Genomic DNA, 18,719 nt, shown 5'->3' with positions numbered 1-18,719 from the left:
CCTCGGCCAGCGGCAGGGCGACATCAAGGATGTCATCGGCGGTGACCTCCCTCAGGAACACCGCGGCCGGGCGGTGGGGAAGAAGACGGTATTCTGGTTGTCCCGGAAGACCACAACACCGAGGAAGGTCACCGTGCTGACCGATGGGTGGTCTGCAGCGACTCTGCCCACCTCGGCACTCAACCCTACTGTGGGGGTTACTCGTAGCGAAGCGAGCTGAACATCCCGGTTTCCATGTGATAGGCGTTATGGCAGTGAAATGCCCACTCACCGGGGTTCTCAGCAATCAGGTCGGCGATCATGGTTTCACCCCCGCGGAGAAGGACGGTGTCCTTGCGTAGCCCGCCGCTGCCGGGCAGCGCCCACGTGTGGCCGTGGATGTGCATGGGATGGGGCATCATGGTCCTGTTGCGCATGACCATCCGCAGGCGCTGACCCTCCTGCACGGTCGCGGAGGAGGATTGGCCGTCGGTGAGAATGCTCCATTCATACGGCATCATCTGCCCGCCCAGGTCGATGCTGACTTCTCGGTCTGGTGTGCCCTCGGGCAGGAGTGCACGGTCTGCTGGCTTCAGGGAGGACAGAAGCAGTCCGGTGGACGACAGCTCGGGGAAGTCGACATCGGGGCGGGGGGCCTGGCCGTCGGCAGTGCGGATGACGGCGAAGGCGCGGTCGTCCTTACCCACCGCCAAAGCCGTGAGCGGGAAGACGCCGTCGCCGAGGATGACCTCGACGTCGACACGCTCGCCCATGGACAGGTAGATCGATTCGGTCTCCCAGGGCTGGACAGGGAAGCCGTCGGTGTGGGTGACGGTCATGCGGTGACCACCGAGGGCCACCTTGAAGATGGTGTCACCGCCGGAGTTGATAAACCGCAGGCGGGCCTTGTCGCCTGGGCGAGCCTCGAAGGTCCGGTGAGCACGGGGGATACGTCCGTTGATGAGGTAGTGCGGATACATCACATCGCCGGCATCCCCGCCCAGTACCCGGTCCGGGGTGCCGTGGTCGCCCATTTCCATCCCCCCGTTATGGTCGCCCATTTCCATCCCCCCGTTATGGTCGCCCATTTCCATCCCCCCGTTATGGTCGCCCGAACCCATCCCGGTGAGCTTGTCGAGCTCATCGTCGGGAGTGCCCTGAATGCCATCGACCCAGTCGTCGAGCACGATGGTCCACTCGACGTCCTGGTCCTCAGCGTCTTGCGGGTCACGGATAATCAGTGGGGCGTGGAGGCCGCGATCAAGCTGCAGGCCGGTGTGGGAATGGTAGAAGTAGGTGCCACCGTGGGGGACTTCAAAAACATAGGAGAAAGACTCGCCAGGTTCAATGGGGTCCTGGGTCATGCCGGGCACACCGTCGGCTGCATTGTGGAGTGCGATGCCATGCCAGTGGATAGAGGTGCTCTCAGGCAGTTCATTGGTGATATCGACCTGGAGGACGTCGCCGGCGGTGGCCTCAATGGCCGCATCCCCGGTGTCAGAGACGTACCCCCACGTCTTGGCTTCGATGCCGCCGATATCCAGGGAGAGGGGCCGGGTGGTCAGTGTCCGGCGCACCGTCGGCTCACCGAGCGCAGTGGGGGTGGGAGTGGGGCGAAGGGAGGAACCTGATGCCGAGGCAGCGGGTCCAGGGTTGCTGGTGCAGGCGGTCAGGGCCCCGGTGCCGGCGAGGACGAGCCCGCCGAGCAGAAACTGTCGTCGGGAAGACGCGTTTGTCATGATTTAACCTTTCTTGGTGCAAGATTTCAGTGATACGGGAGACAGGCGCAGGTGAGGACTCTGCTGAGCCATCACGTCAGGCGCAGGTCTGTGACACAGGTGGCACCGTCGTCGGTGGTAGAAAACTCCGTGGTGCCGGTACGCCCCTGGTAGCTGACCTCAATCAGGCCGGTGGTATCATCAGGAAGCCAGAAGCCAATAAACCCATTGTCGAAGGTGGTTGTCGCCTCGTCCACCAGCACCTCACCGGTAGCCTCATCGGTGATCGTGACCTGGATATCCTCATTGTCCAGTTCCCCCAGGCAGGTCGTGAGGCTGTGGTAGAAGCAGTCGTGGGTGGAGGTGAGATAGGGTGCGATCGAGACATACGTCTGATTGTCGGGAAGATCGACCACGACTTCCTGGTCATCGCTCGAGAGCAGCAGTTCATTGGCACGCACTGAGGCGATTAGATCCGTGGGACGCTCAGTGACCTTCTGCCGGTCGAGGTGATCAATGATCTCCACCGCGTCCATGGCGGCCAGACCATGGGTAGTCAGGAATGTATCCTGGGACACCGTCCCGTCGGCGGTGGGTTCCGGGTCGGCGGCCGAACACCCCGTGAGGGCGAGGGCAAGGGCGGCGGCTGCGATCGCTGCTCGTTTCACGTCAATCTCCTTGGATCGTGGTAAGACCGTGAGAAGACACCGCCTCAAGGTCGATGCCGTACCTTTTCTAACACGGGTGCCTGACGGACTAGAAATCAAAAACCCTGCTCACAGCACTATGACAGGGCGAAAAGGGGGTGAATTCGGTGGGCTGGGTCACCACCCCACAGCCGTGGGCGATGTCCTTCTATCCGCCCCGGGTATGCGGTGCAGGCAGTGAAATCCCTGCTGGCGCCTGCTGAACCGACCAGTGGAGGCGATGCCGCCGGCCCGGGGTGGGGCACAGGGGTGACGGCGGTTGAAGGGTGATGTTTGAAGATTTGATGAAGATTTCCCCGCCGGGCACTGAGCGAGGGTGGTATTCCCCCCTGGCCGGAGCGATACTGGGGTCTATGGCTGACTACACACCGACCACCGCCACGCCCCCGGGGCGGGTGCTGGTCGTCGATGATGAACAACCCCTGGCTCAGATGGTGGCCTCCTACCTCATCCGGGCCGGGTTCGATACCCGCCAGGCGCACACCGGCACCCAGGCCTTGGACGAGGCCCGTCGCTTTTCCCCCGATGTTGTGGTGCTGGATTTGGGGCTACCCGAACTCGACGGCCTGGAGGTGTGCCGACGGATCCGCACCTTCTCGGACTGTTACATCCTCATGCTCACCGCGCGTGGCAGCGAGGACGACAAGATCAGCGGTTTGACCCTGGGGGCGGATGACTACATCACCAAACCTTTTAGCATCCGGGAACTGGTGACCCGGGTGCATGCGGTGCTGCGCCGCCCGCGCACCAGCACCACCCCACCGCAGGTGACCACCCCTTTGATCGTTGGTGACCTCATCCTTGACCCCGTCGCCCATCAGGTGCGGGTGGGGGAGACGACCGTAGAGCTCACCCGCACGGAGTTCGAGCTGCTGCTTGCCCTGGCTCTGCGCCCCGGCCAGGTGCTGACCCGCCACGACCTGGTCACCGAGGTCTGGGACACCACCTGGGTCGGTGATGAACGCATCGTCGATGTCCACATCGGTAACTTGCGTCGCAAGCTCGGCACCGACACCCGGGGCCGGGGGTTTATCGACACTGTGCGTGGCGTGGGCTACCGGGTGGGGCAGCCATGAATCACGGACCCGGCCTGACCTTCCGCTTCCTGGCCGCCCAGGTGTTGGTCGTGGTGATTAGCCTGCTGGTGGCCGCGGCCGTGGCCACGATGGTGGGCCCGACCCTGTTCCATGATCATATGTTGATGACCGGCCAGGAGGACCCCTCGCTGGAGCTGTTCCATGCCGAGCAGGCCTACCGGGACGCCAACCTGATCACCCTGGCCGTCGCCCTGCCCACCGCCTTGATCAGCGCCCTGCTGGCCAGCCTGTGGTTATCGCGTCGCCTGCGCACCCCCCTGCAGGATCTCACCCGCGCCGCTACCAGCCTGACGGCCGGCAACTACCGTATCCGCGTGCCCGCCGGAGAAGCAGGCCCCGAGGTCACCACCCTGGCGCATGCCTTCAACACCATGGCCGACCGGCTGGAACACACCGAACAGGTCCGCCGCCAGATGCTCTCTGATCTGGCCCACGAAATGGGCACCCCCTTATCGGTGCTCACGGTCTACCTCGATGGTCTCCAGGACGGGGTTGTGGACTGGAATAATGCCACCCACACGATCATGGCTGACCAACTCGCCCGCCTGACCCGGTTGATGGAAGACATCGACGATGTCTCCCGGGCCCAGGAACACCGGATCGATTTGGACCTGGCGGAGGAAGGGCTCGGGGATCTGCTCCATACCGCCGCTGCTGCCGCGGGGGAAGCTTATGCTGACAAAGGCGTCGATTTACAGGTCGAGACCATTACGGACACCGCCCAGGTGCTCGTGGATCGGCAACGCTTCGGCCAGGTGATGAGCAATCTCCTGTCGAACGCGCTACGGCACACCCCGGCCGGCGGGCAGGTCCGGATCAGCGTCCACCGACAGGGGGCGTCCACCGCGCTCATCCACGTTGCCGATGACGGCGAGGGCATCCCACCTGGCCAGCTCGGACACATCTTCGAACGCTTCTACCGGGGGGATGCCGCCCGCAGCCGGGACAACGGCGGGGCCGGTATCGGTCTGACCATCTCCAAGGCATTGATCGAGGCCCACGGCGGCACTCTCACCGCCACCTCCCCCGGACCCGGTCGCGGAGCGGTGTTTACCCTCCGCCTCCCGCTGTCCCCTCCCGACAGTGAGGAGGCTGCTCGGTGACCGCACCCTGCCCCGCGTGAGGGCCGTGCCCTCCACCCCTTCCAAATATACCCCCCTGGGGTATATGCTAGAGAGTAGCATCGCCGCATCCCACCGACCCGTAGGAGCTTTCCCATGATCACCTCCCCGCCCCGCCTCTTGCCGATGGCCTCCCACAGCTGCAGCTGTTGCGGACCTGCCTCACGTACCGACACCGCCTCCATCCCTGCCGCCAGCGACTCGTCAGCAGGAGGGTCCTCCCCTAGCTACCAGGTCACCGGCCTGAGCTGCGGGCACTGCGCGAAAAGCGTGACCCAGGCCCTTCAGGCCCTTCCCCAGGTCGACGACGTCCAGGTTGATCTCGCTGCTGGTGGTGTTTCCACCGTCACGGTCACCGGTGTCGTACCTCCGGAGATGGTTCGCCGGGCTATCGAGGAGACCGGCTACACCGTCTTATCCTGATCAGTTTTACCCATCATCTCGACCCCGACCGGGTTGAGCGAAAGGAACGTCATGAGCACTCCCCACCATTCCGGTGATCACCATGGTGATCACCCCGCCCCGGAAACAGACCACCCCCACCACCCGGATCATGCCAGCCACGAACACCACGCAGATGCCGACACCCACGGCCAGGCGATGCCCCACGATCACCCGCACTCCGCCCTGGACGAAGACCACCACGTTCATGGTCACGGCGAACACGCCGGACACAGCACCGCAATGTTTCGGGACCGCTTCTGGTGGTCGCTGATTCTGTCCATTCCCGTCGTTATTTTCAGCCCCATGGTCGCCCACCTGCTCGGCTACCACCTCCCGGCATTCCCCGGATCCACCTGGATTCCCCCGGTACTGGGCACGATTATCTTCGTCTACGGCGGAACGCCTTTCCTCAAGGGCGGATGGAAAGAACTGAAATCCCGCCAACCCGGGATGATGCTCCTGATCGCCATGGCCATCACCGTGGCGTTTGTCGCCTCCTGGGTCACCACTCTGGGGCTGGGCGGTTTTGAGCTGGACTTCTGGTGGGAGCTGGCCCTGCTGGTGACCATCATGCTGCTGGGCCACTGGCTGGAGATGTCCGCTCTCGGGGCCGCGTCCTCCGCGCTTGACGCGCTGGCTGCCCTGCTGCCGGATGAGGCCGAGAAAGTCATCGACGGGACCACCCGCACCGTGGCCATCTCCGAGCTGGTCGTCGACGACGTCGTGCTGGTGAGGGCCGGTGCCCGGGTGCCGGCCGACGGAACCATCCTCGACGGAGCCGCCGAATTCGATGAGGCAATGATCACCGGCGAATCCCGTCCCGTCTTCCGCGACACCGGTGACAAGGTGGTCGCCGGTACCGTGGCCACCGACAACACCGTCCGCATCCGGGTGGAGGCTACCGGCGGGGACACCGCCCTGGCCGGGATCCAACGCATGGTTGCCGACGCCCAGGAGTCCTCCTCCCGGGCCCAGGCCCTGGCGGATCGGGCGGCGGCGTTGTTGTTCTGGTTCGCGCTGATCTCCGCTCTGATCACCGCGGTGGTGTGGACCATCATCGGCAACCCGGACGATGCCGTGGTGCGCACGGTCACGGTCCTGGTCATCGCCTGCCCGCACGCCCTGGGCCTGGCGATTCCGCTGGTCATTGCGATCTCCAGCGAGCGGGCCGCGAAATCCGGGGTGCTCATTAAGGACCGGATGGCGCTCGAGCGGATGCGCACCATCGACGTGGTGCTCTTCGACAAAACCGGCACCCTGACCGAGGGTGCGCACGCGGTCACCGGTGTCGCAGCAGCTGTCGGCGTCACCGAGGGCGAGCTGCTGGCCCTGGCCGCCGCCGCGGAGGCCGACAGCGAGCACCCCGTGGCCCGCGCCATCGTGGCGGCCGCGGCCGCCCATCCCGAGGCCTCCCGTCGGCAAATCCGTGCAACTGGTTTCAGCGCCGCCTCCGGCCGGGGGGTCCGGGCCACTGTCGATGGCGCTGAGATCCTCGTGGGCGGGCCGAACATGCTGCGCGAGTTCAACCTCACCATCCCGGCCGAGCTCACCGACACCACCAGCGCCTGGACCGGGCGTGGGGCCGGTGTGCTCCATATTGTCCGCGACGGTCAGATCATCGGTGCGGTGGCCGTCGAGGACAAGATCCGCCCCGAATCCCGCGCCGCCGTGAAAGCTCTGCAGGACCGCGGGGTGAAGGTCGCGATGATCACCGGCGACGCGCAGCAGGTGGCCCACGCCGTCGGTCAGGACCTAGGCATTGATGAGGTCTTCGCCGAGGTCCTGCCCCAGGACAAAGACACCAAGGTCACGCAGCTGCAGGACCGGGGTTTGAGCGTGGCCATGGTCGGTGACGGTGTCAATGACGCCCCCGCTCTGACCCGCGCGGACGTCGGTATCGCCATCGGTGCCGGCACGGATGTGGCCATGGAATCTGCCGGGGTGGTCCTAGCCAGTGATGACCCGCGGGCAGTGCTGTCGATGATTGAGCTGTCCCAGGCCAGCTACCGCAAGATGATCCAGAACCTGATCTGGGCCTCTGGCTACAACATCCTCGCCGTGCCATTGGCCGCCGGAATGCTTGCCTCGATCGGGTTTGTGCTGTCCCCGGCCGTGGGCGCGATCTTGATGTCTGCCTCGACCATCGTGGTGGCCCTGAACGCCCAGCTGTTACGCCGCATTGATCTGGATCCGGCTCACCTGGCTCCGACCGAGTCGAAAGAGGAACACGCCACGCCTACTCCGGCATCCACCGCCGTCCACTGATCCACCACTTCTCTCCACTGCCCCCATATGACCCTGAAAGGCTCCACCATGAAGCGCACCCTTGTTCTTTCCACTCTCGCCGTGGCCTCCACCCTGGCGCTGGCCGCCTGCGGTGAGACCACCGAGTCAGGCAACACCGACGCCACCACCTCGGCCACCAGCACTGCGACGACTACCCCTGAGACGACCGAGGCCACCACGGCGACGACTGAGGCGGACGGGGAGATATCCGCCGATCACAACGACGCGGACATCATGTTTGCCCAGATGATGATCCCCCATCACCAGCAGGCCGTGGAGATGAGTGAGATGCTCCTGGCCAAGGAGGGTATCCCCGCCCAGGTCGTGGAGTTTGCCCAGGGGGTTATTGACGCCCAGGGACCGGAGATTGATCGGATGAACGCCATGCTCGAGGCCTGGGGCCAGCAGCCGGTCACCGACTCTGGAGGCATGGGGACCATGGACGAGATGGGTGGCATGGATCACGGCGAGATGGGTGGCATGAGCGGGATGATGAGCCAGGAGGACATGACAGCCCTTGAGGAAGCCCAGGGCACTGAGGCTGCCCGCCTCTACCTGGAGCAGATGACCGCCCACCACGAAGGTGCGGTCGACATGGCCCGTGACGAGGTTGCTGACGGCCAGAATCCCCATGCGATCACCCTGGCCGAACAAGTTATCAACGACCAGGAGGCCGAGATCGCTCAGATGCAGCAGATGCTCACTGACCTATGACAGGTGCCCGTCTTTTTCTGATCCCGAGGACTGGAATCTGAAAAAGAGGGATAACCGTGACGATTGCCACCTGCTGCGGGCGATGGGTCGTTGTCACCGCAGCGGGTGCACCGGGGTGGATGTTTCTTCTCCCTCTGGTCGCACCACTGAGGAAAGGGGAAAGCTCCTGTGTCCAGACCCTTGGAGGACTACGCATTATTGTCCGATACTCACACGGCCGCCCTGGTCTGCCGGCAGGGCAGCATTGATTGGTTGTGTCTGCCGCGCTTTGACTCCCAGGCGGCCTTTTCCGCTCTTCTCGGCGACCATCGTGATGGTCACTGGCTAGCAGATGTGCCCGGGGGTTGTCCCGCCGGGCTTTTCCTCATAGACTCACCCGCCCGCGTCTTATAGGTTGTGAGACAATCTAGTATTGAAGCAGACTTTTGACACACAAAGTTAGCTCCATGAGCCTACTTTTGAGCACCGTCGCTCAATGTGTCACAAACGACCGTTTAAGCTTCGTTTCTGACACAAAAACCCGGTTTCCGAAATAGTCCCATACGTAAAGGTGGGCGCGCTACACTTTTGTATCACAACACAGTGCCGTATTCTATGTGCCCATTCACTGACCTCCGCACGGGTTCTGATACGTTTTTGAGTATGGGACATGATTTCGGCTACGCCCGGGTCTCCACCGGCGACCAGGACGCCCGACTCCAACACGACGCTCTCACTGCGACCGGCTGCTACCGGATTTTCACCGACACCGCCTCCGGATCGTTGGAGTCGCGTCCCGAACTCGACAAGTTGCTCGATCAACTTCGCCCCGGTGACACATTGGTGGCCTGGCGCCTGGATAGATTGGGCCGGTCAATTAGGCATCTGATTGATCAACTCGCCGGCCTCCAAGAGCGGGGAGTGGAGTTTCGGTCGCTGCAGGAAAACATCGACACTTCCTCCTCCGGCGGGCGACTTATCTTCCACATCTTCGCCTCACTGGCAGAGTTTGAGCGTGACCTAATCCGGGAGCGGACCAACGCCGGGCTTGAGGCCGAACCGGCGGCAGGCCGCCCTCCTTGTCCGGGGATAAGTTGCGCACCGCACGGAAACTCTACGAACAAAAAGACATGACTGTCGCTCAGATCGGCGAAGTTCTGGGAGTTAGTCGCACCACCGTCTACCGGGCGCTGCGCAAAGAAACTGGGGTATTACCTACGCGGCAGAAGGACCCCTCGAAATCCACATAACCGGGCATTGCGACAGGATGACTCTCGGAATCTGTGCCAACGACTTTTGACTCTGACAACACCCCAAACGAACATATTGTGAACTACAAAAACGCCTGTTCGCTAGGGTAGGTTTATGGATAAACGAACAGATGTGTCGTTGCCTCTAGATATTTCCGAACAGCCCGAGGGTGTGTCTGGCGAAAAGGTTGGCTACGCCCGTGTGAGTTCCAAGGGTCAAAACCTGGAGCGGCAGACTGAATTGTTGCGCAAAGAGGGTGTCTTTTCTCTTTTTGAAGATCGGATGACTGGTGCGACGCGGCAGCGAATACGCTCAAGCCGAGATCTCGAAACTGTCAAAGGCTAATAAAAAACGGTCGGCGCAAGGACGCTCTGTCTCATACCGAATAGCGGCTTACTTTGACGATGCCTATTTCCAGACAGAGACATACCCGACTGTTCAAGAAGCGGCGGCAGAGTTCGGCGTATCGAACCGAACAGTCCAGCGCGCTCTAGCTAAAGCCGGGATACAGCTCCCCACTGGCCGACGAAAAAAGGGTGACAGGCCGTAAGCAATACACGGTTCCCCTGCCCCCTTAGGGGCAGTTAGCTTTTAGAGAAACTACCCACCTACAGGAGGCTGCTGATGCTAACCCCCTGACCTCAGCAGGAACTGGTTAAGCGGTTTGCTCTGACTTCTTCGGATATCAGAGCAAGGATGAGGGATGCGCGCATCCTGCATGCGTGAAGCTGGCTGAGGGGCGCACATGTTGCAACGGTTTGTGTACAAGCTTGCAGAAGCAGAGATCCTCGTGGAGTGCCCTGGAGGTTGTAGTTGCCTAATTCGACGGCTTTCAGGTGCCGGCCGAGGACAAGGACTTTTGCAAATCATCACGCCACATTGATTCGCGACAGGCACCTGTCGCGAATCAATCCCTCGGTGAGTCGAAGTCGTTCTGTTCTGTACCATCTGTATTCTTGGCGTAGTGGCTTGTACAGATGCAGGTCTGGAGGAGGAACGTTCATGGGCTTGGGGAGTCACACGCGTCGGAAGTGCTTTATCTCTTATCATCACGACGATGAGTATGAGGTGCAGCAATTCATTCAGGATTTCGATCATGACCAAGACGTGCTCATCGCGCGCGGCATCGGGGCAAGCATGGCTGGCGACATTATCCACAGCAGTGATGATGACTACATCAAGGATCGGATTCGGGAGAAGTACCTCCGAGACACGTCCGTGACCATCGTTATGGTGGGCAAGTGCACATGGGCGGTTCAGTTGATGCCAGTGAGGAAACCTAGAGAGGCCCTAGGAGCACGGGGGATGAGTTTATTAAAGGCCGAAGGCGCCGCCGCTGACGAGGATGAAGATACCCAGGCCGATTAAAACGATCGGGAACAGCACATGCTCCCAGCGTTCGAGAAACTCCGCGATGGGTGGACGGGTGGCCACGAACTTCGCCAACAGGACCAGGCCCGCCACCAGAATCAGAAAGACGACGCAGTAGATGATAACGGTGGCGGTATCCACGTTGAGAAAAACCGGGACATAAACGCCGATATTGTCGCCACCGTTGGCAAAGGTCACCCCGGCGACGGTCAAGACGCTTACGTTCTTTCCGCTGACTTTCGCGTCATCGTCGTCGTCATCGTCTCCCCGCCAGGCTTGCCAGGCCGCCCACAGTCCCAGGGCCAGGGGGATTAGCCCGAAGTAGGGGATCGCCTCGGTGGGCAGGAAGGCATCCGCCCCTAGGGTGACCAGAATCGTGGCTGCGAGGATGCCCGCGAAACCAAGGTACTGCCCGGCCAGGATCCGAAGTGTGGTCCCTGCTTGGCCGGCCCCACGGGCGAAGAACAGCGAGAGCACGATGATGTCGTCGATATTGGTGGCGATAAACAGACCAACCGCCCCCAGGAGACCAGTTACCACTTACCTGTTCCCCTCTCCGGTGGCGCACCCGGGCACGTCACATGCCGAATCAATACACGGGGCATTCTCGTCGGCAGCCAGAGTGGTATCCAGCAGTGAGTTCAACGCCTGGACAAGATGGGCGTCAACGATCTCGTAGCGGGTCTTCCGCCCCTGCGGTTCGGCGACCACAATTCCGCAGTCCCGTAGGCAAGTGAGGTGGTTCGACACATTTGACCGCGTCAGTTCCAGCTCCCGGGCGAGAGCGGCCGGGTAGGCCGGGCCGCCCAGCAGGGTCAGGAGAATACGGGATCGGGTGGGATCGGCCATCGCCCGACCCAATCGGTTCATCACGTCCAAGCGCGAAGCAATAGTCAGCATACACTGAACTATACAGCGGCTGCTGAACTGTTGCAACGAGGGTCGAACGTCGGCTTGACGGTGATGCGGGGCAAACCAGCGCCCTTCGGTACTGCCTGTGTCGAAATCGTTCGTTTTTGAGACATCACGGAATCAAGGCTTATATTGTCAGCCCCCGCCCCTAGCGTAGTGATGAGACACATAGGACACAGCCCCTACGGAATGAACATTCCTTAGTGGTATCTCCGCATTACTCAGCCAATGAATAGGAACCTATTTTGAATAGGACAGCATCAGATATTTTCGGTAATACCGCAGAACAGGTCATTGAACTCCTCACTGCTTGGGGCTGGATGTGGCACAGTGCCCTGTTGTTAATTGCCCTAGCCCTATCTGTCTTCGCTGGCCATCGCATAGAAATTTATTTAAGAAACGATAAGGATTTACGACTTATGGAAAGACGCGGAAGATAACTTTCGCGTCTTTTCATCTTCCAAGACGGAGACTGACCTATGTATTTAGTGGCTTTCACCATGTGGTGCACAGCAGTGCTGTTTAGCCCCTGTGCCAACGTAGCGGCTTACAATATGGGTCCACGAATAATAGCTTTTTGCTCAACCCATCGTCGCTGTTATTAAGATAGGTCTATGACGCAGTTAAATAAAGTATGGGCAATCATGGAAATAGAGCTATTTCTTGAAATTACCGCTCAAGTCCGTCCCCAAACAGCCCCTGGGGTCGCTTATCTGGGAACTGTTATGCGTGGTCCCTCAACAGAGGCTTCTGAAAGAGCCTATGTGGTTGAGCAAATTCTCGATAGAACTATGCCCAGTTGGAGATCGGAGAAACCCGCCGCTGACAAAGATTTCCGGTGGTTACGCAAGCAAGCCTCCCGCGCAAAAGTAGCATTAGAGCGTGAAGAAGAACTTACCCAAAACCTCGGAGATAATTCCCCTGAAATGGATACTTCAAACCTTCATCCTTGGGTATGGGGTAGTATTCAATCCTTGTGGGAAGGCGGACACTACCAACAAGCAGTAAGGGATGCAGCAATCCAAGTAAATGCCGAGGCTCAGAAGAAATTGGGGCGACGTGATGTCTCTGAAACTGATCTGTTTAATCAAGCATTTTCATTAGAGGACCCCAAAGTGGGAAAACCTCGATTGCGTCTTATGGACGATGATGGTAGCCCTACTTATCAGAGCATCCATCGAGGTGCGCGAGCACTTGCTGAAGGTTTGTACTCAGGTATTAGAAACCCCGCTATGCATACTTCGCATGAAAATACGGATGATGAGGAACAAATAGCGTTGGAACAGTTGACGGCCTTTAGCTTATTGGCTAGGTGGGTGGACCAAGCAACAATTGTTAGAGTTTAATTCCCTGATTGTTGATAGCGGCCTGTCCCGATCAATTCATAATGTAAAGCGGTACGGCAGATACCTAGATTTTTTATTATGCGTGTTTTCGGCACACCATCGTTTACCTTTTTCATGCCCATTCAATTTGCTCAGTACTAAGTTTTAGAATACGGAACTTTGAATAAACACCGCGTTCTCTAGCTAGAGCGATGCCTTCAGCTTGTCGTTCGCGCATGGTTACCCATTCAAACTCCGCTACTGTACCCAAAATGGTGAATATGAATGCATCTTGTGGTATTTTTATACTGAGCAAAGGATTATCGATAAATCGAATTTACTCTCCCTTATCTCATATTTCTTGCACAACATTCAATAAATCTGTGGTGGATTGCGCTAAACGGTCAGAGCTTTTGATAAGAACTAAATAATCGTCTCGAATGTAATCAAAAAGACGAACTTGTGCTTATCAAAAGCCCTGACATCCTAAATCTATCCACAACAAACCTTATAAAGACCGTTCGTGAAATCTACGAGAATAGACATCAATTAGATTCATAGGTAATGCCTAAGTGACAGCGAATAAGTTTAACAATATGCTACTTGCGTATATAGGAGACAAAGAAAATGCCCACCACAGGTAGGTATTTCCAAAGTTTGGAGTTGAGCTTGGAAAATGCATCAAAAACATCCGATATTCCTCAGTAGTCCCTATCCAGCATGGTCAACGTCGTTTCGCACAGATGCTCAACACTGGGCCGCATCCGCTTTATTAAATCGCTTTCCCCAATAGCTTCAGCTTCTTCTATACACACCTGACGTAAAACCTCAGGGAGATTCTCAGCCATATACTGCACCGTTGCTCTTAACCGATCTTCATTCAAGCCTGCATCCTGGGCGAACTTAGTCCAATGCTTACTGGTTACCTTCCCAAAACGCCGCTCACCACCAATAGCCATCGCGGCTTTCTCGAGACCATCATCTTTGCCGGGAATCCCATGAGTACTTGACTGGCTTATATCTGCGCTACCACCGCTCAATAAGGAGGTATATGGAAAACCTGATGCAATATCGTACAGCGGAGCAAACCGTATCTGCCCGTCAGGCAGGTGTAGCAATGAATAATTTTTAGCGTGCGCATCCGGAGCGCCTAACAAATAATTTGCGATCAGCGCCTGAACGAAAGTCTCTACATCCTCCGGCGGACATACTTGCCTGATGAGTTCAATAATTTTAAGAGCAGAGGGCCCCCGAGAAGATTCATACTTCCTCTCCGGCAAGGTAGAAGTAGCCTGACACATATCTTCCTGATGAAGACGAAAGACCCCTGCATCTGTAGTGATGCGATCGTAACGCTTCACCACAATAGCTCCGGAGCCACCGAATCTCTGATAATTAGTGTGTGCAACGGGTAAACCTAATCGTCCTAATGTCTTAAGGCACAGATGTTCGTTCAGTGCCTGATCTTTAAGATCGTGAATACCCGGTTTAAAAATATGAGTGGTGGGCTGAGCCCCGGTAGCTTCATACCACTGGCCGTGGTGAAGGCGTAGGGCGAATTTGCTTTGCGCTCCTGCCAACGACCACCGTTCTCGATGCAATACCCAAGAATTACCGGAAGATGCCCCCAAGCGTTGTAATCTTCGCTCCAGCTGTTCTTCAGTGACAGAGATAAGATCACCCGGGTTATTCGCAAGATTTTCTAGTTCTTCTGGTGCAACAAACTGAACGGCCCCAGCGCACTCCAGACCTATTTTTTCTAAAATTGCGAAGGGATTTTTCCACGATGAGAGATTGTACTCATCGGCTAAGGACTGTCGTACAGCTTCACCTTCGGGAATGAGCCCTTCGATAAAAGCTTCTGTGGGTTTTTTCGGGTAGGGGCTATGACGGTAGGGAAGTGCGATAGAGAGCTGAGCTGGTGGTGGGGCATCGCAAATATAGGTCAATTTCTTCGCCCCGGAAGAATCTTGGGTGAGTTCAGCTACTACTTGATCATAAAGTACAACGCAGAGTTTTTTCATGGGGTTCTTCTCGGCTAGTTCTTACTCAGAGTCTGAGGTTTTATTCTCTCGTTCTTTGTAGTTGAGCGCTTGGGAGATACCGGAGGCTTGCCCGAAATTCGGGATATTCGCTCTGATTGCCTTCTCGATGCTGGGCGTATTTGCCCCGATCATTTTCGCGATATTCGGCATGTTTGCCCCAGCTACGTTCCCGAGAATCTGGTTGGCATTCTTGAATGGTTGTGCTGCTTGGCCCGATAGATATGTCTCTAAGTGCTGGCTCGTATCTAGGTGAGAGGTGATCGCATTTTTGAAGGTACCACCTATTAATGATTCCCAAGGAGCTGAGGTGGTATCTGATGTTGTATTCTGCGCGTCCGGTGAAGATGCCTTATGTTCAGAGATCTCTTTTGCTGCGTTGTCTGGAGGAGTTTGATTTTTCGATACAGTTTCATGATTCTGCAGCATTTGAAGGCTCAGTGAAATATCCAGTGCGTCTAGAAGGCTGAGAATTTTATCCATTTCAGCGCGTGGACGCTTTCCTTGCTCTAGTCCGATAAGCCAGCTTCGTGAAACGTTAGCCTTATTGGCCAAGGCTTCTTGGGTGAGGTGGCGTTGGGTGCGGGCATCATAGATGAAAGCTCCAAGATCACGGGATGATCGTATATTTCTGGGTTGATCAGACATAGTTAGTTACTGTTTCCTCAGTGTTGATGTTCGTATACTTTTTCTAAAGTACACGTTTATAAACATTTTGAAAAGTTTATACTTGTAAACAATTAAGAATGTTTACGTTCATAAACATCCGAGAAAGTCTATGTTCGTATACTTTTCAGAATGTGCACAAATGTAGACTTCGTTCATTTTTACAATGCTTTTTTATTTAGGACATAATGTACGTTATGTACCATAAAATGGATTGAGAGAGCTCCACGCTGTTTTTCTGGTGGTGCGGGTCTCAAAAAACGATTTTGTTCAGGAAATGTGGTGGGAATGTCGGGCGAACTGGATTTAATACCCAGCGAAGCATCAGAGTTGATTCGAGCTGACTCAACTGAGCCGAATTTCGTCAAACACCGCGATCTCATCGTCTCATGGGCACTCTCCTACACTTCGGAAAATACTCAGCAGGCTTATCTCAATGATCTGAAAATCTTCTGCACCTTCCTTGATGAAGCCCAGGTAGATTTATTACAGGTACGCCGCACCCACCTAGATGTTTTCTCTCGGGTCCACGAACAATACACCAACTCGAACGCTTCCGTTGCCCGGCGCCTCGCAGCGATCTCAGCCTTCTATCGATTTTTGCTACTCGAGGAGGTCATTGAGAAATCCCCGGCCGAATACATCCGAAGACCCACCATCGACCCCGACTTCACCGCAACCCAAGCCCTCACCCAACGCGAAGCACTGCGACTGCTCGACGCCGCCACCGAACATTCCCTCAGAACCCAAACCCTCGTGGACCTGTTGCTCTCCACCGGGTTGCGTATCAGCGAAGCACTGAACATTAGGGAAGCAGATATCTCGGAGGGACGCCTGCTGATCACCCGGAAAGGCGGGAAAAAGTCCGCGGTCTACCTACCCGAACATACCCTGAAGAACCTGCGAGAGCTGACCGCAACAACAGGGCAAGAAGTAGAAAACCAACAGAACAACGGAGCCTCTCCCCTGATGTTTGTGACCCGTACCGGGCGACCCTGGCAACGAAGCAACGTGGACGGATTGCTGAGAAAACTAGCCCTAACCGCTAGCATCAGAAAAACCGTATCCGCCCACGTCCTGCGCCACACGCACGCCACGCTGGCCCTAGAGATGGGGGTCGCTCTGCATCATTTGCAGGATTCACTGGGCCATAAAGACCCCCGCACGACCAGACGGTATGACCATGCCAGGTCAAGATTAGAGAACTCATCCGCGCGGGTAGTAGGAACACTTTTCGAATAAGATTTGGGATTACCTTACTTATGCCAGTGATACTGACTAAAACGAAGTACGACAATCTCTAAGTTCTCCGTGGAAACGTCCTGTCATAAACCGAAAATCTACAGGGGCCAGGTCCACTTCTGGTCGAATAGCCGTTTCAGCGTTTGCAGCTCTTTCAAAGACTCAGCAATAATCCTCTCCTTGAGAAGGGGAATCATGCAATGATTCCATACAGCTCGATGCGCATAGGGGTCAGGGCAGAAAAGTAGAGCTAACAGACGGATCTGTAGTAATAGGTTTTCAATGGACATCACTGGATCTGAAGTGAAGTGCTTGATAATTTTCTCGACCAATACCTGTATAGTCTTTTTCAAGATCCGCTCGTCAAGTCCCTTAGATATATCTCGCGATAGCCGGCTTGTTGTATTTCGCGTTTGCGGTTTCTGGCAAGGGGCATTGCCTAGTTCCTTATTTCGTTGGCTTTTCAGTAGTCTCCACACGCCATCGGCGACTTCTGAAGCGACGAGGTCAACTATCTTGTCTTTAGTTTTAAGTGCTTTCTCCAAGATAACCGCGAGAGCCGCCAGAATATCGCACCACAGATGATCAGCTACACGATGGTGCTTTCCCTTATGCTGTGTAAGCAGGGTTTCTGCAGAATCCCCGATTTGATCCGCTATCCATTGCATCTGCTCTAACTCAGTAGGATGCTCTATCAACCAATCCACAATTTCAAGAGATCGATTAGCCTCAAAAAATGCATTGGCATCATGGCGACGCGGATCTGTCCTCGAAAGACGCAGACTCTCGCTCTGTTTTGTGAGTGCGATGCGGGCCTTGCATCGTTGCTCTGCTGCAATCGTACTATCATTCTCTTGCTGGCTAGTGCGTTGGCCTGCTGGAACCCTCAGTGCTACAGCCCAACGTAAACGTGCTTTAGCGCCGTGATTTCCATGACCGCACGCACAAACACACCCGTTACCTGTAGCGTGTTGGCAGGAACTGCTAGAACATTTGACCATAGAAAATCCCCCTGTCTGGAAGACTTAGTCCACCAAGACTGCTTCGGCTAGTTTCTCAGCTACATCTTCAAATGAGGAGCCCTCGGTATTGAGCCCTGATCGGGCCGCCAGGAGAGGGCTCATTTCAGCAAGTTCTTCATATGTGGTTTCATGCACGATTGGGATAACTCGATCAGAGCGTAACAGAGCTGAGAGTTCTTGTTCTGCAATGCCGGCCGCATCAACCCGTTTATAGAAGGACGGGGTGACGAGAATGATACCTATACGGGAGTTTTTCAGACCCTTGTCAATAGATCGGGTCAGAGATCTTCCGAGCTCGATATCTTTTTCGCTGAACCATACGCTTACCCCTAAATTTTCTAAGGCATCGTGAAGTTCTTTGGCTGCTCCGGCACGGTCATCCCAGGCATGGCAAAGGAAGAGATCCCTTTTATCAGGGTATGTTTCTGCCTGTTTGACCGACTGCTCGTGTACCGGTTTAAGGGTCGTGTATTCGGTAGCTGATAAGGATACGGTGGATCCTTTGCGGAAGGATTTTTTACTGCTTGTGGAGGAGGAAACCCTGTTGCTCGTGGCAGTGCTGCTATAACCGGGATAGTAGTAGGAGGGATTGGAATATGAGGAGTAGCCTCTGTTGCTACATGCGGGGCAGTTCGCTCGTCCGCTTGCTGTTCGATGTCCCTGACTGGGTGCTGTACATTGTGCCATGTCACAATTATAGGCGTTTTGGAATATATGTTCGGGTTTTTCTGACGGGATAAAACTTGGTTAGTAGAATGTCCCCTTCAGAGATAAGAGGTACCTTTTAGAGAAGTATTACACCATTGGTCAGAACAACACAAAGCCGAAGTCATCACTGTTCAA

The 18,719-nt window shown here is 56.5% G+C and carries 19 protein-coding genes and 2 pseudogenes; 11 read left to right on the top strand and 10 right to left on the bottom strand.

Going from position 1 to position 18,719, the window contains the following annotated elements; genetic code table 11:
- Nucleotides 1-197: 197 nt before the first annotated feature.
- Together IDM49_RS11635 and IDM49_RS11630 are read right to left on the bottom strand one after the other, a co-directional pair.
- Entirely contained in the window at nucleotides 198-1,718 is a 1,521-nt protein-coding gene (locus tag IDM49_RS11635) for a multicopper oxidase family protein (RefSeq protein ID WP_193836724.1), read from the bottom strand.
- A 71-nt stretch (nucleotides 1,719-1,789) separates the two neighbouring features.
- On the bottom strand, nucleotides 1,790-2,365 hold the full coding sequence (locus IDM49_RS11630; RefSeq protein WP_193836723.1) for a CueP family metal-binding protein: 576 nt from the start codon (nucleotides 2,363-2,365) through the stop codon (nucleotides 1,790-1,792).
- A 308-nt stretch (nucleotides 2,366-2,673) separates the two neighbouring features.
- Between IDM49_RS11630 and IDM49_RS11625 the strand changes: the two genes are divergently transcribed.
- The 3 genes from IDM49_RS11625 to IDM49_RS11615 all read left to right on the top strand — a co-directional run bounded on the left by IDM49_RS11625 (nucleotide 2,674) and on the right by IDM49_RS11615 (nucleotide 5,045).
- The gene (locus IDM49_RS11625; protein WP_193836721.1) at nucleotides 2,674-3,480 is read left to right on the top strand and encodes a response regulator transcription factor; all 807 of its coding nucleotides are present in this window, start codon (nucleotides 2,674-2,676) and stop codon (nucleotides 3,478-3,480) included.
- A complete protein-coding gene (locus IDM49_RS11620; RefSeq protein ID WP_193836719.1) occupies nucleotides 3,477-4,604 on the top strand; it encodes a sensor histidine kinase in 1,128 nt (375 codons plus the stop codon). Before IDM49_RS11625 ends, IDM49_RS11620 begins: the two co-directional genes overlap by 4 nt.
- Before the next feature lie 114 nt (nucleotides 4,605-4,718).
- A complete protein-coding gene (locus IDM49_RS11615; protein ID WP_193836718.1) occupies nucleotides 4,719-5,045 on the top strand; it encodes a heavy-metal-associated domain-containing protein in 327 nt (108 codons plus the stop codon).
- 6 nt (nucleotides 5,046-5,051) lie between these two features.
- On the opposite strand, the gene IDM49_RS12485 is transcribed toward IDM49_RS11615, so the two are convergent.
- Complete coding sequence (locus IDM49_RS12485; protein WP_322745999.1) at nucleotides 5,052-5,297, bottom strand: hypothetical protein; 246 nt, start codon at nucleotides 5,295-5,297, stop codon at nucleotides 5,052-5,054.
- On the opposite strand from IDM49_RS12485, the gene IDM49_RS11610 reads away from it, so the two are divergent.
- From IDM49_RS11610 to IDM49_RS11590, 6 genes and pseudogenes are all read left to right on the top strand, one after another.
- Nucleotides 5,223-7,331, top strand: a complete 2,109-nt coding sequence (locus IDM49_RS11610; protein WP_322745998.1) for a copper-translocating P-type ATPase — start codon at nucleotides 5,223-5,225, stop codon at nucleotides 7,329-7,331. The genes IDM49_RS12485 and IDM49_RS11610 overlap by 75 nt on opposite strands.
- 48 nt (nucleotides 7,332-7,379) lie before the next feature.
- A complete protein-coding gene (locus tag IDM49_RS11605; RefSeq protein ID WP_193836715.1) occupies nucleotides 7,380-8,066 on the top strand; it encodes a DUF305 domain-containing protein in 687 nt (228 codons plus the stop codon).
- A gap of 168 nt (nucleotides 8,067-8,234) precedes the next feature.
- Nucleotides 8,235-8,411 (top strand): annotated as a pseudogene (locus tag IDM49_RS12350) (trehalase-like domain-containing protein); the annotation flags it as partial.
- A 297-nt stretch (nucleotides 8,412-8,708) separates the two neighbouring features.
- Nucleotides 8,709-9,295 (top strand): annotated as a pseudogene (locus tag IDM49_RS11600) (recombinase family protein).
- 115 nt (nucleotides 9,296-9,410) lie between these two features.
- Nucleotides 9,411-9,641 carry a recombinase family protein gene (locus tag IDM49_RS11595; protein ID WP_193836713.1) on the top strand — a complete coding sequence of 77 codons (231 nt, stop codon included), beginning with the start codon at nucleotides 9,411-9,413 and terminating at the stop codon, nucleotides 9,639-9,641.
- Between the two features lie 657 nt (nucleotides 9,642-10,298).
- Entirely contained in the window at nucleotides 10,299-10,664 is a 366-nt protein-coding gene (locus IDM49_RS11590; RefSeq protein WP_193836711.1) for a TIR domain-containing protein, read from the top strand.
- Here IDM49_RS11590 and IDM49_RS11585 read toward each other — a convergent pair.
- The gene (locus IDM49_RS11585) at nucleotides 10,611-11,207 is read right to left on the bottom strand and encodes a cadmium resistance transporter (protein WP_168615718.1); all 597 of its coding nucleotides are present in this window, start codon (nucleotides 11,205-11,207) and stop codon (nucleotides 10,611-10,613) included. The two genes, IDM49_RS11590 and IDM49_RS11585, sit on opposite strands and share 54 nt — an antisense overlap.
- Nucleotides 11,208-11,567, bottom strand: coding sequence for a Cd(II)/Pb(II)-sensing metalloregulatory transcriptional regulator CmtR (cmtR, locus tag IDM49_RS11580; RefSeq protein ID WP_023024707.1), 360 nt, complete (start codon nucleotides 11,565-11,567; stop codon nucleotides 11,208-11,210).
- Nucleotides 11,568-12,193: 626 nt separating this feature from the next.
- Between cmtR and IDM49_RS11575 the strand changes: the two genes are divergently transcribed.
- Complete coding sequence (locus IDM49_RS11575) at nucleotides 12,194-12,925, top strand: TIGR02391 family protein (RefSeq protein ID WP_193836709.1); 732 nt, start codon at nucleotides 12,194-12,196, stop codon at nucleotides 12,923-12,925.
- A gap of 112 nt (nucleotides 12,926-13,037) precedes the next feature.
- On the opposite strand, the gene IDM49_RS12595 is transcribed toward IDM49_RS11575, so the two are convergent.
- The 3 genes from IDM49_RS12595 to IDM49_RS11560 all read right to left on the bottom strand — a co-directional run bounded on the left by IDM49_RS12595 (nucleotide 13,038) and on the right by IDM49_RS11560 (nucleotide 15,594).
- The gene (locus IDM49_RS12595; protein ID WP_193836707.1) at nucleotides 13,038-13,220 is read right to left on the bottom strand and encodes a recombinase family protein; all 183 of its coding nucleotides are present in this window, start codon (nucleotides 13,218-13,220) and stop codon (nucleotides 13,038-13,040) included.
- Nucleotides 13,221-13,605: 385 nt separating this feature from the next.
- Nucleotides 13,606-14,928 (bottom strand): type II toxin-antitoxin system HipA family toxin, encoded by a 1,323-nt coding sequence (locus IDM49_RS11565; protein ID WP_193836705.1) that lies wholly within the window; start codon nucleotides 14,926-14,928, stop codon nucleotides 13,606-13,608.
- 21 nt (nucleotides 14,929-14,949) lie between these two features.
- Nucleotides 14,950-15,594 carry a helix-turn-helix domain-containing protein gene (locus tag IDM49_RS11560; RefSeq protein WP_193836703.1) on the bottom strand — a complete coding sequence of 215 codons (645 nt, stop codon included), beginning with the start codon at nucleotides 15,592-15,594 and terminating at the stop codon, nucleotides 14,950-14,952.
- A gap of 306 nt (nucleotides 15,595-15,900) precedes the next feature.
- Between IDM49_RS11560 and IDM49_RS11555 the strand changes: the two genes are divergently transcribed.
- A complete protein-coding gene (locus IDM49_RS11555; RefSeq protein ID WP_193836701.1) occupies nucleotides 15,901-16,854 on the top strand; it encodes a tyrosine-type recombinase/integrase in 954 nt (317 codons plus the stop codon).
- Between the two features lie 98 nt (nucleotides 16,855-16,952).
- Here the strand turns inward: IDM49_RS11555 and IDM49_RS11550 are convergent, their stop codons facing one another.
- Both IDM49_RS11550 and IDM49_RS11545 read right to left on the bottom strand, forming a co-directional pair.
- Nucleotides 16,953-17,855, bottom strand: a complete 903-nt coding sequence (locus tag IDM49_RS11550) for a hypothetical protein (protein WP_193836699.1) — start codon at nucleotides 17,853-17,855, stop codon at nucleotides 16,953-16,955.
- Nucleotides 17,856-17,879: 24 nt separating this feature from the next.
- Nucleotides 17,880-18,563, bottom strand: a complete 684-nt coding sequence (locus IDM49_RS11545; RefSeq protein ID WP_193836697.1) for a toll/interleukin-1 receptor domain-containing protein — start codon at nucleotides 18,561-18,563, stop codon at nucleotides 17,880-17,882.
- Nucleotides 18,564-18,719: the final 156 nt, after the last annotated feature.

This window comes from Rothia terrae (assembly GCF_014705925.2).
Lineage (GTDB): Bacteria > Actinomycetota > Actinomycetes > Actinomycetales > Micrococcaceae > Rothia > Rothia terrae.
Note: the sequence above shows the minus strand (reverse complement) of the source record. Positions and strands in the feature narration are given on the sequence as shown.